Genomic DNA, 14,568 nt, shown 5'->3' on the forward strand with positions numbered 1-14,568 from the left:
AGATGAGTTTAATGGCAAACGTGTTCACAAGATTGGTGGATAGTATTGAAAGTGATATTCAGGCTTTTTTGGACAAGAAAGATGAGAAAAATCCAATGCAGGCATTAAATCATTATTTAAGGCAGAGTGAAAAAGAAACAGAAAAAGTAAGGCAGCTGATTGAGCGGCAGCGCCGGTTAAAAGATGAATTCAGAGATGAAAGAAAAGAAGCGGATTTAATGGCTGACAAGCGCAGGGACCAGGCGGAAATTGCCGAAAAAGCAGATGAGCATGAATTAGCAGATTTTGCACGGAAAGACTATGAAGAGTACAGAGCGAGAGCTGAACGTCTTACTTACAGCGAAATTGAAGCGGTGCGGCAGCTGGAAGCGCTCGAAAAAAAATATGAAGAAATGAATCACAAACTAAAAGATATGCGTCTAAGAAGAATGGAAATGATGGGCCGGGAGAACATCGCAAGAGCGAGACATCAGATAAATAAATTAGATGCCGGGGCAGGTGAAAAGCCATATTCGCGCTTTGCGGACATGGAGCGGTATATAGAAGAGCTGGAGCACAAAGTAAATAACGATTATTACCGCCACACCTTTGACAGTAAAATAGCGAGGATTGAAAAACAAATGAACAGCGGGGATGCCTCATCCGAAAGTAACGAAAAAATGGTATGATATAAAGGGTGCGGCCGCCGCACCCTTTTCCTGCAACAAAAAACTGATACTACGAAGGAGGCCGCCTGCTATGTTGAATAGAATTCCGACTCATACATTTAACTGGATTCTCATCATTACGCTGGCTATCCTTCTTTTTGAATTAATGTTTTTCGGGGGAGGGTTTATTTTTACAGCACTCTTTCTCGGTTTTTTAATATTTTTGGGCTGGAAAAATTATCACACCTTGATTGGCAAGGTGCTGTTTTGGATTGGAGCAGTGAGCCTTGCTTTAAATGTACTGAATATGTATGCTCTTCGTTTTTTATTTCTCGCAGTGATTTTCCTTTTCTTTCGTCATTACTACAAATCTAAAAAAGAACCCGACTATATAAAGCCGCAATTCAACGGGGAAACTTCCGGGGAACCGGAAACCTTAACAGAGTTTTCACCGCTTCTTCAGCACAAATTTTTAGGAGATCAAAAAACAGAAGATGTTCCTTATCAATGGCGGGATATAAATATCCACGGAGGAATCGGCGACCGTGTGATAGATTTAAGCAATACGGTCATACAGGAAGATGCTGTCATATCGATCCGGCATTTTATCGGAAATATTAAAATATATGTACCTTACGAAGTTGAAGTAGCTGTGCTTCACAGTACTGTATTTGGGCATCTTTCTATATTTCAAAAATACGAAGAAAAGCTGGTCAATCGGTCGGTTGCTTTTCAGACGGAAAATTACCTGAAAGGGAAACCAAAAGTGAAAATTGTCACCTCCTTATTTTCCGGGGATATAGAGGTGAGGAGGATATGAGCACATTGATAAGGCATATCCTTATTGCTGTCCTGTTTCTTTTTTTATTTTCCCTTTTTCTCTTAGGGCTTACGTTTATGGCGTTTCCACTTGAAAGCTGGTCGCGTCTCTATCAGCAAAGTATATATGATGTCTCCTATTTATATTTTGTCTTAATTACGATTGGCGCTGCAGGAGTGGTTTTTGGTTTGATTTACGGAAGTTTCTGGAGGAAAAAGTTAAAAAACATCAGTGAGGGACTGGAAGATTTAATTAAAGGACAAAAAATATCTTTAAAGCGTGATGGGTCTTTAACAGAGCTTACGGAAATACAGAAACAGGTAAAAAGAATAGAAGAGAAAATGACCAGGCAGGCAGAGATCTCGCAGAAACTTGCCTCAGAGCGGGCAATAGAAAGAGAAAAAAGTTTGCATGAGGTCGTGGTGCAAGAGAGGAACCGTCTCGCCCGTGAGCTCCACGATTCTGTGAGCCAGCAGTTATTTGCGGCCTCTATGATGATGTCTACAATTAACGAAACCAACCCGCCTGAAGATCAAATAATAAAAAAACAGCTTAATATGGTAGAAAAAATGATTGACCAGTCTCAGCTGGAAATGAGAGCTTTACTTCTCCACTTGAGGCCGGCCGCGCTGAAAGGAAAGACGCTCACAGAAGGAATAGAAGAACTGCTTGCAGAATTAAAAGAGAAAGTCCCTCTGTCGATTGAAGCTAAACTGGAAGATCTTACTCTTGACAAAGGGGTGGAAGACCATCTGTTCCGTATTTTGCAGGAATCTATATCGAACACTTTACGCCACGCCCGTGCCGGTCTGCTTCAAGTAATGCTTATAGCCAGGGATGATAATGTCATTTTAAGAATAACAGATGACGGGCAGGGGTTTAATGTTCAGGAAGCGCGTAATCATGGTTCATACGGAATTCAGAATATGTATGAGAGGGCTGAAGAATTGGGCGGGACCATGAAAGTGGTCAGCATAGAAAATGAGGGAACGCGACTGGAAGTAAAAGTACCAGCCTTAAATAAAAGGGGAGAGAGCGATGATTAACGTTTTATTTGCAGATGATCATGAGATGGTCAGAATAGGCGTTTCTTCTTATTTGTCGGCCCAGCCGGATATTGATGTGATTGCGGAGGCTGATGATGGGACAAATGCCGTGGAACTGGCTTTGAAATTGAAGCCGGATATTATTTTAATGGACCTTGTAATGAAAAAAATGGACGGGATTGAAGCGACTAGAAGAATTATTAATCAATGGCCTGAAGCAAAGATCATCATAGTCACAAGCTTTCTGGATGATGAAAAAGTGTACCCGGCTCTTGAAGCGGGGGCCACCAGCTATATGCTTAAGACATCCAAAGCGAGTGAAATAGCTAAAGCAATCAGGGCTACATATGAGGGACAGTCGATACTTGAGCCTGAAGTTACAGGAAAACTTATGAATAAAATGAGAGGGGGTAAAAGGCAGGCCCTTCACGACCAGCTGACAGACAGAGAAAAAGAAGTGCTCCGCCTGATGACTGAGGGGAAAAGTAATCAGGAAATTGCAGATGACCTTTACATTGCCTTAAAAACTGTAAAAGTTCATGTGAGCAATATATTGAGTAAACTGGAGGTTCATGACCGTACCCAGGCGGTTATTTACGCATTTAACCAAAATCTTTATAAATAGGCGAGGTCAATCTCTTTTGGGATTAACCAGGCTTCAGCATGTTATTTCATTATAAATGTAGTCTGCAAATAAGTCGGCAATATTAATAGAACTGTTCATGTAGAGGCTGCGGCACCCAACCGCGTCTTCCATTTCATTGAAGAGTAATTCTCCTTGCTCATCTATTAAAAAGTCCAAGCCGACAAAATCTAAATGGATTGAATTTGTTACTAACTTTATCAATCCTCTTTCTTTATTGTTCAGTTCATATAAACTCGAATTTCCGCCATATGAAATGTTGGCCCTGAAATCAGTAGCCGATTCGCGTAAAACAGCGCCTACGATTTTATTGTTAATAATATATATGCGCAAATCCTTTCCCTTTACTCCTCCTACGGGCTGGTGAAGGAGGTCTGCAGGCAAGGACCCGCCAACATGCTCTATTCCTTTCTCAGGGTCAATAAGCTCTACTCCTGTTCCTCCTCTTCCGATGGGGTCTTTTAGTATAAAAGACTCTAAATTTGAATCCGTGGAAACTTCTTTCGTCAGGGATTCTCTGTGAACCGCCTTGCTTGGGAGCATTGGCATACCGATATTTGCAAATACGGCATGAGCAAGCCGTTTGTCATTGGCAACTCTGGCTACGTAGGCTGAATTAAAACAACGGATACCTGTAAGTTCTGTAACTTCATTCAGCCACGGTGACACAGAGCGGTTAATCACAAAATCCGGAGCTTGGTACTCATAATTTGCAAAAACCTGTTGGTCTTTTGAAAGGTGGAATTGAATCTCTTCGTAAGGGATTACTTTTAAAGCAATCTCTCTATTACTGCAAGCTACCTGCAGCATATCGATAAACTTCTGGTTTCTCGGGATATCATTTCTACGGTATACCACCCAGCCGGTTTTATGGCTCATGTATTTCCCACCTTTTAAAGTCATGTTAGTTTATTTGAAATGAAAGAAATCATATAATCAGCTACGTCTTCTCCCGTACATTCATAAATGCTTCGTAAGTGGGGATTTGAATTAACTTCGCAGACCATTGGCCCATTTTCTCCATACAGTAAATCTACCCCGGCAAAATCAGCTTGTACAGCTTTGGCAGCCGCGAGAGCAAGCTGAACTTCATCATTATCGGGACGGTAAGGCTGAGTACTTCCTCCAGCAGTCACGTTAGCGCGAAAATCATTCTCAGAAGTCCGTTTCATAGCCGCGACTACCTCATTGCCGACTACGTTTAAGCGGATATCCGTCCCCACACTCAGTAAGGCCGGCTGTTGATAAAGGTGGTCCCTTCCTGCCAGGCGATCAGCAATTTCAAGCAGCTCTTGGCGGTTTTCCACCCAGTAAACCTGTTCGCCGAAAGAGCCGTATGCTTCCTTAACAATTAAAGGAAGGCCGATTTCTCTCTCAACAGTTTCCAGATAAGTCTTTTTTATTAATTTCATTCCAGGAAAAATCAACGGAGCGATCATCGTTTTCGGGACAGGAATTTGTTTGGCGGCAAGTTTTTCATGCATAAGAGATTTATTATCGCAAATACCGATGGCTGTTGAAGAATTAAAAAGGCGAACTCCCAAACGTTCCAGCTGTCTGGCTAAGTGCAGGTCTTTATCAGCAAAGTGGATAAAGTCAGGTAACTCTGTTTGTTTCCCGGAACGAGAATAAACAGCAGGATAACCGGCAGATGTGGTACCGGCGATAAACTGGTCATTCGTTTTAGCAGCCAGCTCTATGCCTTGTTTTTCTGCTGCCTTTAACATCCACTCGACGTAATCGAGAAATTTATTTGTTTGTAAATGGCCATTATAAATGAGCCAGCCGTTTAACTTTGCCAAGTTTAAGCTTCCTTTCGCTAAAAAACTTCTGTGTGTTAAGATATTAGGAAAAAATAATCAGTCTTTTATAGTTGATGATGTCATGTTTCTACTGCAAAATCAACATAAAAATAAAAGGAGAAATAAATGATCACTAACTATGAGGAAGCAATTATGTTTATACATTCAAAAAAAGATGCGGGTATAGCTTATTCTCTTGACCGTATGACACTGCTTATGAAGCACCTTGGCCATCCTGAACGGAAAATCAAAGCGGTCCACGTTGCGGGTACAAATGGAAAAGGGTCTGTGTGTGCTTTTTTAGGATCTATACTAAAGGAAGCAGGATATGACACAGGCTCTTTTAATACTCCTGCTTTTGGGGAGGAGAGGAATCAACTATCAGTTAATTCATTGCCCCTCTCTGAAGAAGCATTCACAAAAGGGTGCCAGGCTGTTTATACAGCTGTAAAAGCTGCTGAGGATGAGAAGGGTGAAAAAATCAGTGAATTTGAATGTCTGACTGCAATAGCTATTAATTATTTCGCTTATGTTCGCCCTGTAGATTTTGTACTGGTGGAAGCAGGAATGGGCGGAAGGCTTGATGCTACAAATATTATAAACTCTCCTTTAGCAGCTATTATTACCAACGTCGGTATGGACCACCAAAAGTACCTGGGAAGCCAATTAACTGATATAGCTCGTGAGAAAGCTGGCATTATTAAGACAGGTGCCCCTGTCTTTACCGCTTCAAGGGGAGAGGCTTTACAAGTCATAAAACAAGCTGCTGAAGAGAAGGGCAGCTCCCTGTTTTCATTATCGGAAGAAGTGGAATTATTGCTTGATGAGCGGTCTGACAAAGAACAGTCATTTACTTACAAGCCTCAATATGGAAATGCAGATACTTATTCAATTCAGCTTAAGGGCAGGCATCAAATGGAAAACTCGGGTCTGGCAGTAGCTGCAGTACGTTATTTTATGGATAAGAACATTGCGGATATAACTCCGGCCCACCTCAGAAAAGGTTTGATAAAAACGTTTATACCAGGAAGGTGGGAAGCCTTTTTGTCATCTCCTTCTGTTTTTCTCGATACAGCACACAATTTAGAAGCGATAGCTACAGTAAGAAATAATATCAGAACGGTGGAAGGTAATAGGGATATCACGATCTTATTTGCTGCTATGAAAGACAAACCTGCGGCAGATATGATGAACATGCTCTCAACTGTAAAAGGGTCCTTGAATGTAACAGAATTTTCCTCTGAACGTTCGTTGAGCGGGGCGGATTACAGGAAAATAATTAATAGCAGGGAAAAGTTCCAGGAAGTAAATGATGTCGGAAACTGGGCGGAGTGGCTCGATCAATGGCTGAATCTTTCAGATGAAAGGGATGTTCTTGTTATTACTGGCTCCCATCAGTTCGTAGGTGAGTGCCGGCAATTTTTAAAGAAACGTCTCGGTTAATCTGGTAAGCCTGCTATTTAAAAAACCTCTCTAAAATGTAATCCATTAGTCTTAACAGAATATACAAACTATGGTAGTATAAAAACTGCCAACGGTTGGAAAATTCCGAAAATTACAGGGGTGCCGAAAGCTTAAAAAGACATTCAAAGGATGTGACCAAAGTGTCAGAAAAGCAACAGCGGATTGTCTGGTTTCTCTGGTTGTTAACCCTGCCACCTTTTATTTACTTTGTTGCAGAGCATACATATAATGTCCTGGCCGCATCCTGGCTGCCTGTGCTGTCTTTTACTGTTCTGATTATTATTGCTTCTCTCTTTCCCATTCAAATCAGAAGCACATCTATTGTGCCGTTACATGGAATTTCTTTAGCTATTTTTTTACATTTTGGGCTTATTATTGAAATCCTTGTCACTCAGATAGCTTTATTCACCACCCTGACCAGATTGAAAATTTCCAGAAATGATTTGTACCGCTATCCTTTAAATTCATTACTCCTTCTGGCTACTTCACTTGGCGCCGGAGGCATGTTTTACCTTTTTGGGGGAGTCACAGGCGGAGTAATTAGCGGAAACTTTACTCAGCTTCTCCTGCCGGTATTAATATATGTGGTAGCTTTCTTCTTCCTTAACAATGGGTTAATATATTTAATCCGATATTACATTCTTGGTATATCGACTATTAAATTTTTTGACGAACCCATGAAATGGCAAGCTCTCACTGGCATCCTGATCGTGCCAGTCGGGCTGACACTTGCCGTGTTATATGAGGAGATGAGTTATGCCGCTGTGTTAATGATTGGTATCCCTATCATCTCTGTGTCTCTTATCTTAAGGATAATTAACGAAAGTAAGAGAACCACGGCCCTCCTGAAAAAAGTCAGTGCTTTTGGGCATGAAGTCAATCACAGTTTAGATGTAGAGACAATCATTAACAAATTTATAAATACATGCAACACGATCTTTCCTTCGAATGGCATCTACCTTTTTGAAAGACGCCCGTCCGGAGATTTAAAACCTATTTACACGCATAACCCGCACGCCCGCTCAAATATTAAAATTCTTTATGGAGACAATATCAGCCAGTATGTTTTCACTAAAGGGGTGTCGTGCCGGTTTAATTCTAAAAAAGACTGGCAAGAGTTAGAAAATGAAAATATATATCTGGGGGTTCAGTCGGTTCTGTCCGCTCCGGCTATAGTTAATCATACGACCGTAGGTGTAATTACACTGACCTCTGACAGGAAAAATGCATTTGAAAAAAGCCATCAGATGGTTTTAGAAATTATAGCCAACTATCTTTCAGTGGCGGTACAGAATGCCAGATATATTGAAGAGACTAAAAAAGAAAGTGAACGCTGTTCATTAACAGACTTGTACAATTACAAGTATTTCGAAAACCTGTTAATTAAGGAATACGGGGAGGGAGCAGAAGAAAGCTCTTACGCGATCGTTTTGCTGGATTTGGATCATTTTAAGTTAATCAATGATACTTACGGCCACCAGAGCGGTAACGAAGTCCTCGCTCAAGTAGCAGCAGTTCTTTCAGAGACAGTAGGGGACCTTGGGGTAACAGCAAGGTACGGAGGGGAAGAATTCGTGGTGTTACTTAAAAATATCCGCTTGCCTGAAGCTTCAAAAACAGGGGAGAAACTGCGGCGGGCGATCGAATCACACTTATTTGTTGTCAATGCCGACCTGGATGGGGGAGAAAGGAAGACTGTCCGGCTCACAGCAAGCATAGGGGTGGCAGCAAAAAGTGAGCAGAACGAAGAACCTTTATCCGTGCTGAGAAATGCAGACAGGGCAATGTATACAGGTGCAAAGCAAAAAGGAAGAAATAAAGTAGCGCAATTTTCATAGTTAAAACAAATAAAGGAAGACGGCGATCAGACATTAAATCGCCGTTTTTTAATTAGTTATTTATATTGCTTAGAAACAGCATGAATGGTTTAATTGACATAATGAGAGATTACTAGATAATGTTGGAAGGAAGTAATCTAATGGTTGAAATTTTTATCGTAGTAGCAGGAGCAATAATTTTAATTCCGATTCTTCTTTTCTTGCCCTCTGTCTTTCCAAAGACAGTCACTTTCCTGCATATTTTTTTAGCAGTTGTGTATTTTCTTGTCGGGCTGTTTCTTAATCATTATTTTCATTGGCTTGTCGCGGCCAGCAGTATCATCCTGCTGGCAGTGTTTACTTCTTACCTTTTTTCCAGACGTGCTGAACGCTTAAATAGCCGAATGGCTGAAGAGGAGCACTGACAAAAGATATTTGACGAAAGAGGTAATATTTATGAAAAAATGGCAATGGTTTGTGTCTTCCTTAATTATTTTGACAGGAAGCTTAATTTTTCTAAGTTTATTTACTTATTCCGGAACGATGGTTTATTCGACATGGCTTGAAGAAGAAAAGTTTGAGCCCCAAACTCAGTTAGCTGATATGGATATCAGCGGACTGACCCAGGAGCAGGCTGCTGAAAAGATTGATGCCCGTACAGCTGGCTGGCAAGCTGAAAGGGCCGTTGAATTACGCTGGTTTGATCAATCACAATCTTATAATACTGAAGATCTGACTTTTGACAGCTATGCAACTGTAGAAAGACTTATTAATGCAGAGTCAAATAGCGGGGAAATCAAAGTATCGGGAGATGAGCAGGATCTGCTTGAAGTGTTGGAATCTTTTAAGTTGTATTCAGAAACAGAAACTGTCGTAAATACCGAAGCTTTACTTAACGACTTGGAAAAGGAAGCGGCGGCTCTTCCGCCACATGATATTGTTGTGAACGTTCATGAATATGTTAATGATGACCAGGTAAATACGAACTCTTCTATACACGTTGCAAACAGAACGCCCGGGTCGCCTGAACTGGAAGTTTTGGCGTCAGAACTTTCCCCAGTGGCGATCGAAGGAGACAGCACCTTTTCTCTTTTGGAAGTTCTTCAGGACGTAAATACTGAATTAACAGATGAAAAAACAAAATCCGTCATTGGCTCTGCTATTTATGAGCTGCTTCTTCACAGTAACTTTGACTTAATCGAAAGAACGCAAAGTGAGTCACTGGATCAAAGTATGCCTTTAGGGTATGACGTTAAAATCAGTCAAAGTGACCAGCTTGATTTAGTATTTGAAAACCCGAATCCTTCAACTTACGTGATGGAATTTGAGGTGGTTAATAATTCATTGCAGGCTGAATTGACTGGAGAAGAATTTCCTTATCTCATCGAGGTGGATATTGAAAATCAGGAAGAGATAATGCCTAAAACGGTTGTTCATTATACTGAAAGACTGGGAAAAGGAGCAACTGAGACTGTAGAGCCAGGCTCTGACGGGGTTACCTACAGTTTGAGCCGTACAATTGTGAACCCTCTAAACGATAACAATGAGGCTGAATATGTGGCTTCAGATTACTTCCCTCCTGTTCATCGGGTTGAAATGAGAAGTAAAGAAGATTTTATTGAAGAAGAGGAAGAACCGACGGAACCAGGAAATGATGAATTTTTTGACGGCTCTGGGGGCGGAGAAGAATCTCCTTCTTCAGAAGGACAGCCTGGCGGTCAAGAGTGGGGGGAAGACCCTTGGAACGACGGTTCTGACGGCAGTTTTAACGGTGAAGGTGATCCTGGGCCAGGAGGTTCCCCGGACGGCTGGCAGGACAGTTACGGAGACGATAGCCAGTACAGAGAAGGTGGAAATGATTCATTTGGTGAAAGCGGCGGGTTTGATTTTGAAAGTGATGGATTTAACGGTGAAGGGCAACAGGAAGGTTCAGGCAGAAGAGGCGATGGAGGGCAATGGGATGACGAAGGATTCAACTTTGACAGTGGTGAAGGTGATAGCGGATGGGCACCTGGCACTCCTGGTTCAAGGGATGAGAGCGGTTATCCGGAGACTCCAGAAGATAATAGACAACAGAACGGAGGTATTGAAGAGAGTCCGGGAATAGATTTACCTGATGATGAAGAAGAAAGTCATCCGGTAAAAGGATATTAGAGCGTCAGAAATAAAGAAGGCAGTATGCCGGACTGCCTTCTTTTCTGCCGTTTAATGAGAGAGTGACTCCTGAACTTTCACCCCTAATTATAGGAACGATGGTATATCCTGTCTCTTTTAAGTGTTTAAAATGAACCTTTCTTAATAGTAAAATAACTTCTTATCCCTCTTTACTTCAATACTGCTTCTTATCCCGCTTCCTCGATAAATTGTCTTTCTCTTCCTCTTGTCTGTCTCTTAGGACTTTTCAATCTCCGCTTTACCGCTGTATAAAAATTGCAAAATTTCGGAAAGGGCGTCTATTCATGGAAGTGCTGCTTCATGTATACTTGTTTGTAACAGGAGCTGTTCTCGGCTCGTTTTATAATGTGGCAGGGTTGCGAGTGCCAAAGAATTTGTCTGTTATTAAGCCGCCATCGTTTTGTCCGGCGTGCCAGCATCGATTAACATGGATTGAACTTATTCCGGTTTTTTCATACCTTTTTCAGAAAGGCCGGTGTCGAAATTGCTCCTCTCGCATTTCCAGCAAATATCCTCTATTTGAATTGTCTACTGCCATCCTATTTACATCAGCTCCGCTTATAGTCGGCTGGACAGTTGAACTGATCGTTGCTTTAGTGTTTATTTCTTTAGTAGTAATAATAAGTGTGTCGGATTTAGAGACTATGCTGATCCCCGATAAGTTTCTCATTTTTTTCCTCTGTCTGATTGTCCCTCTTCGTATAATTGAACCTTTAACACCTTGGTGGGACAGCGTGGCGGGAGCTGCCTTTGGTTTTCTTCTTTTCCTTTTGCTGGCTGTTCTCTCTAAAGGAGGTATGGGAGGAGGCGATATCAAACTGATAGGGGTAGCGGGGGTGGTCTTGGGCTTTCAAGGCGTCCTTTTAACTGTTTTCCTTTCTTCCTTTATTGGGGCTATGTTTGGACTTGGAGCTATTGCTTTAAAAAAAGCGAAGCGGAAAACAGCAGTGCCATTTGGCCCCTTTATCGCAGCCGGGGCTCTGCTCAGTTATTTTTTTCATGACACACTGTTTCAATGGTATATAAACGTATTTATGCATGGAGGGCTATTATGGGTGTTTTAGCATTTAGGAAAAAATTTCGCGTCAGTCTGCAAATAAAGGATTACATATTGCGTAGTGTAGTAACACGAGAAGCTTCTTCAAATTCATTAGTTAATTATTATGAAAAAGTTCTTCCTGAAGGTCTGGTAGAGAACGGAAATATAATTGATAAAGAAAATTTTGAACTGTTCTTATCCGGCTGTGCAGCAGAATGGAAGATCAGACATAAACCTCTGTGTTTTTTAGTGCCGGATTCTTCTTTTTTCTTTGGTGCTGCAAAGATTTCAAAAGGGTTGAAAGAGCAGGATATACGAGACTACATACAAAGCGAAGCTGGGGCAACTATTCATGTGCCTTTTGATAGGGCTGTCTTTGATTATCATTTGCTGGAAAATAAAGAGGAAGAAGATGAAGAGAATAATTTAAGAAATATTCTGCTGTTCGCAGCTCCTGAACAAGCAGTTAACAGCTATACTGCTCTTTTCAAAAAGGCAAAAATTACCCCTGCCGCTGCGGATATTGCACCGCTTTCCCTGCATCGTCTTTACATGCAGAAAGAGGAGCACGAGCCTGGAGAAGAACTTATCCAACTGGAATGGGACATGAATTCTATTAATATAGGCATATTTAAAGATAATATACCTGTGTTCTTGCGTAATCATTCACAACCTTTCAGGAGAGAAGACTGGGAAGCCACAGCAGAGGAGAACCTCGTTCAGTGGGTTTGCAAGCAGGATGAAAAAGTGGAGCGGGACATACTGAAGGCACTAAAGGAAGTGAAACAAGTTATTGACTATTGGAGAATAGCGGATTACAAGAGTGAAAATAAAAAAGCAGATTTATTTCTAACAGGCGATCATCCAAAATTATGGTTTATTCAAAAGTCGCTTGAAGATACTCTTAAAATGGACGTACAAACTGAAAAATCTATTGATTTATTATCAAAGGTTAATATGGATCTTCCTGGGCAATTTATTCTCCCTGTAAGCCTTTGTCTTAAAGAGGTGTAGCTAATGTCTGTTGAAATTAATTTACTTCCCGAAAAAAGAGCCGGAAAACGTTTATTTTATATTTATGGGCCAGTTGCGCTTCTTCTGCTTGTAGTCTTTTTATTTATTTTAGCCATATCTTATCAGCAAAATTTATTAAAAGAACAGCAAAGACTAACTGCTCAGGCCGATGAAGTGAGGGAGCATCAGGAAGCCGAAAGAAGCAAAGTGGCCGGTACAGACGCTGAGGCAGAACAATTAGAGAGTGTGGTAGAAAAACTAGAGGCACAAAGAAACCCGACAACAAGTTTGCTTAACATCCTAGTCGGCAAATTGCCGGAGCGTGGTTTTTTTCTTGAGTTTCAGTTTGAAAACCCCGGCCATATAAATTTGAAGGCCCAATTTGAAACGCAAAGAGGAGCCTCAAGCTATCTTCATGAAATAAATCAGCTCCCGGCAGTAGAAGAAGCAACCATTGAGGAAATAAAGGGTGAAGAGTTACTTCCTGACGACGGGACTTTCACTGGTGATGAAATGCCAAGATACCATGTTTCTTTCTCAATCCGTTTATATGAGCATATATTTAACGATTATGAAAACTGGAATGAAGCTATGGGGTCTTATGAAGAACAATTGGAAAGTGAAAGGTCTCTTCAGGATCAGGGAGAATTTGGCGAGTATGAGCAGGAAGCTGATCCAGAAACTGAGTTTGATACGGAAAGCGGCTCAGATGTGGACACTGATACTGGTAATGAAGATGACGGCGATCCCGGGACAGAATTTAATAGTGGAACTGAGTTTAATTCAGATAATGGATTTGATTTAGAAAATGAGCTGAATGATTCAGACGATTTAAACGAAGAGGAAGAAAGCCTCTTTAATGACGATGATGTATTTAATGATGACGAAACTGGGGAGGATGACTAATGAAAATAACCTTCAGACACATCCAGACAGTTTTAATAACTGCATCAGTCCTTGTGCTGGCTGGACTCATTGCTTATTATTTTCTGGTCATCCAGCCGCTGGAACAGGGAATAGAAGAAAAAGAAACAGAGCTTAGTTACGAGATGGAAGTTTTAGAGACTTTGAAACAGTCAGACGGGCCGGAAAAGCAGTATACCGATCTTAAAATTCAATCCATGCTCCATCAGGTTCCTGTTAAACCATGGATTGACCACTGGTTAATGGATTTTGAAAAAGCTGAACTAATGTCTGATACACAAATAAACCATTACGTTTTCTCAAAAGACGTTTTGTCTGCTTCGGCCATAGATGAGCTGGAAGAAGCAGAAGAGCCTGCTATCGAAACTGAAGTGGAATTTAATATAACTAATGAAACTGGAAATCCGGAAAATGCAGGAGTTACCGGTGGATTTGAAGAAGATACAGATGTCGATGTAAAAGTAGACGTGAAATTTCATATGGAAGATGAGAAGGATCGTCCCTCCCTGTCAACAGGGGATCCCTCAGATAAAAGTGCGGTAGAGGTGGCTGACGGTGTAAAGGTTAACCGGATGACTTCAGGCCTTTCTGTAGAAGCAGAAACATATGAGCAGCTGTTCCAATTTCTCTATGAAATCGAACAACTGCCCCGCTTAACTGAAATATATGCCCTGTCGTTTAATGCTCCTTCAGAAAGTGACCTTTTATTTGAAGAGGAATATGACGAAACGGCCTTATTAAATATGGATGTATATTTGAGCGCTTATTATCTGAAAGAACTGGAACATGTATTTGCAGATTATGAACCCTCAGGTCCTTTTGAAGATCCCGGATTTAAGGAAACACCAATATACCAGGATCCTTAAAAGGCTCGAACAGGATTGAGATTGGTTTATAAAATACGAACAATTTATACTTAAATGATTTAAGTGTCGTCATAACACGCAGACTTCTCTGGTTAAAAGTGCGCCCTGAAGACCCCTGAGATCAGTGGTTTGGGATGGCCAAGAAGGCTGAGTTTTTACCTAAGGAAAGCGAGGTGTTTTGACGACACAAATTTAACCGACTTTCAAAATAAAAACTTCCTGCCTGGGTTTAGGTTTTTTAAGGTTTATTTTTTCTTTTGTCTTATCCTCTTCCAGCCAGTATTCTTATTTATCTCATCCGGCAATTAATC

At 41.1% G+C, this 14,568-nt stretch carries 14 protein-coding genes; 12 read left to right on the top strand and 2 right to left on the bottom strand.

What is annotated here, in order from left to right:
- Positions 1-11: 11 nt before the first annotated feature.
- From K8O68_RS13755 to K8O68_RS13770, 4 genes are all read left to right on the top strand, one after another.
- Positions 12-668, top strand: a complete 657-nt coding sequence (locus tag K8O68_RS13755) for a PspA/IM30 family protein (protein ID WP_230897434.1) — start codon at positions 12-14, stop codon at positions 666-668.
- A gap of 70 nt (positions 669-738) precedes the next feature.
- Complete coding sequence (gene liaF, locus K8O68_RS13760; RefSeq protein WP_230897435.1) at positions 739-1,467, top strand: cell wall-active antibiotics response protein LiaF; 729 nt, start codon at positions 739-741, stop codon at positions 1,465-1,467.
- The gene (locus K8O68_RS13765; protein WP_230897436.1) at positions 1,464-2,513 is read left to right on the top strand and encodes a sensor histidine kinase; all 1,050 of its coding nucleotides are present in this window, start codon (positions 1,464-1,466) and stop codon (positions 2,511-2,513) included. Before liaF ends, K8O68_RS13765 begins: the two co-directional genes overlap by 4 nt.
- The gene (locus K8O68_RS13770; protein ID WP_230897437.1) at positions 2,506-3,138 is read left to right on the top strand and encodes a response regulator transcription factor; all 633 of its coding nucleotides are present in this window, start codon (positions 2,506-2,508) and stop codon (positions 3,136-3,138) included. The genes K8O68_RS13765 and K8O68_RS13770 overlap by 8 nt, the downstream gene beginning before the upstream one ends.
- 33 nt (positions 3,139-3,171) lie before the next feature.
- Here the strand turns inward: K8O68_RS13770 and K8O68_RS13775 are convergent, their stop codons facing one another.
- Positions 3,172-4,035: an ATP-grasp domain-containing protein gene (locus K8O68_RS13775; protein WP_230897438.1), complete on the bottom strand. Its 864-nt coding sequence runs from the start codon at positions 4,033-4,035 to the stop codon at positions 3,172-3,174.
- A 20-nt stretch (positions 4,036-4,055) separates the two neighbouring features.
- Complete coding sequence (locus K8O68_RS13780) at positions 4,056-4,958, bottom strand: ATP-grasp domain-containing protein (protein ID WP_230897439.1); 903 nt, start codon at positions 4,956-4,958, stop codon at positions 4,056-4,058.
- Between the two features lie 126 nt (positions 4,959-5,084).
- Between K8O68_RS13780 and K8O68_RS13785 the strand changes: the two genes are divergently transcribed.
- The 8 genes from K8O68_RS13785 (at position 5,085) to K8O68_RS13820 (ending at position 14,257) form a co-directional block, all read left to right on the top strand.
- Positions 5,085-6,401 carry a bifunctional folylpolyglutamate synthase/dihydrofolate synthase gene (locus K8O68_RS13785; RefSeq protein ID WP_230897440.1) on the top strand — a complete coding sequence of 439 codons (1,317 nt, stop codon included), beginning with the start codon at positions 5,085-5,087 and terminating at the stop codon, positions 6,399-6,401.
- Positions 6,402-6,562: 161 nt separating this feature from the next.
- A complete protein-coding gene (locus K8O68_RS21630; RefSeq protein ID WP_230897441.1) occupies positions 6,563-8,260 on the top strand; it encodes a sensor domain-containing diguanylate cyclase in 1,698 nt (565 codons plus the stop codon).
- 140 nt (positions 8,261-8,400) lie between these two features.
- Positions 8,401-8,664: a hypothetical protein gene (locus K8O68_RS13795; protein WP_230897442.1), complete on the top strand. Its 264-nt coding sequence runs from the start codon at positions 8,401-8,403 to the stop codon at positions 8,662-8,664.
- A gap of 31 nt (positions 8,665-8,695) precedes the next feature.
- Positions 8,696-10,393 (top strand): VanW family protein, encoded by a 1,698-nt coding sequence (locus tag K8O68_RS13800; RefSeq protein ID WP_230897443.1) that lies wholly within the window; start codon positions 8,696-8,698, stop codon positions 10,391-10,393.
- 305 nt (positions 10,394-10,698) lie between these two features.
- Positions 10,699-11,478: a prepilin peptidase gene (locus K8O68_RS13805; RefSeq protein ID WP_230897444.1), complete on the top strand. Its 780-nt coding sequence runs from the start codon at positions 10,699-10,701 to the stop codon at positions 11,476-11,478.
- Entirely contained in the window at positions 11,466-12,467 is a 1,002-nt protein-coding gene (pilM, locus tag K8O68_RS13810; protein WP_230897445.1) for a type IV pilus biogenesis protein PilM, read from the top strand. Before K8O68_RS13805 ends, pilM begins: the two co-directional genes overlap by 13 nt.
- 3 nt (positions 12,468-12,470) lie before the next feature.
- Positions 12,471-13,373, top strand: coding sequence for a PilN domain-containing protein (locus K8O68_RS13815; protein ID WP_230897446.1), 903 nt, complete (start codon positions 12,471-12,473; stop codon positions 13,371-13,373).
- Positions 13,373-14,257, top strand: a complete 885-nt coding sequence (locus tag K8O68_RS13820) for a hypothetical protein (protein ID WP_230897447.1) — start codon at positions 13,373-13,375, stop codon at positions 14,255-14,257. The genes K8O68_RS13815 and K8O68_RS13820 overlap by 1 nt, the downstream gene beginning before the upstream one ends.
- Positions 14,258-14,568 lie beyond the last annotated feature (311 nt).

Source organism: Salipaludibacillus sp. CUR1, assembly GCF_021028955.1.
Taxonomy (GTDB): domain Bacteria; phylum Bacillota; class Bacilli; order Bacillales; family Salisediminibacteriaceae; genus Salipaludibacillus.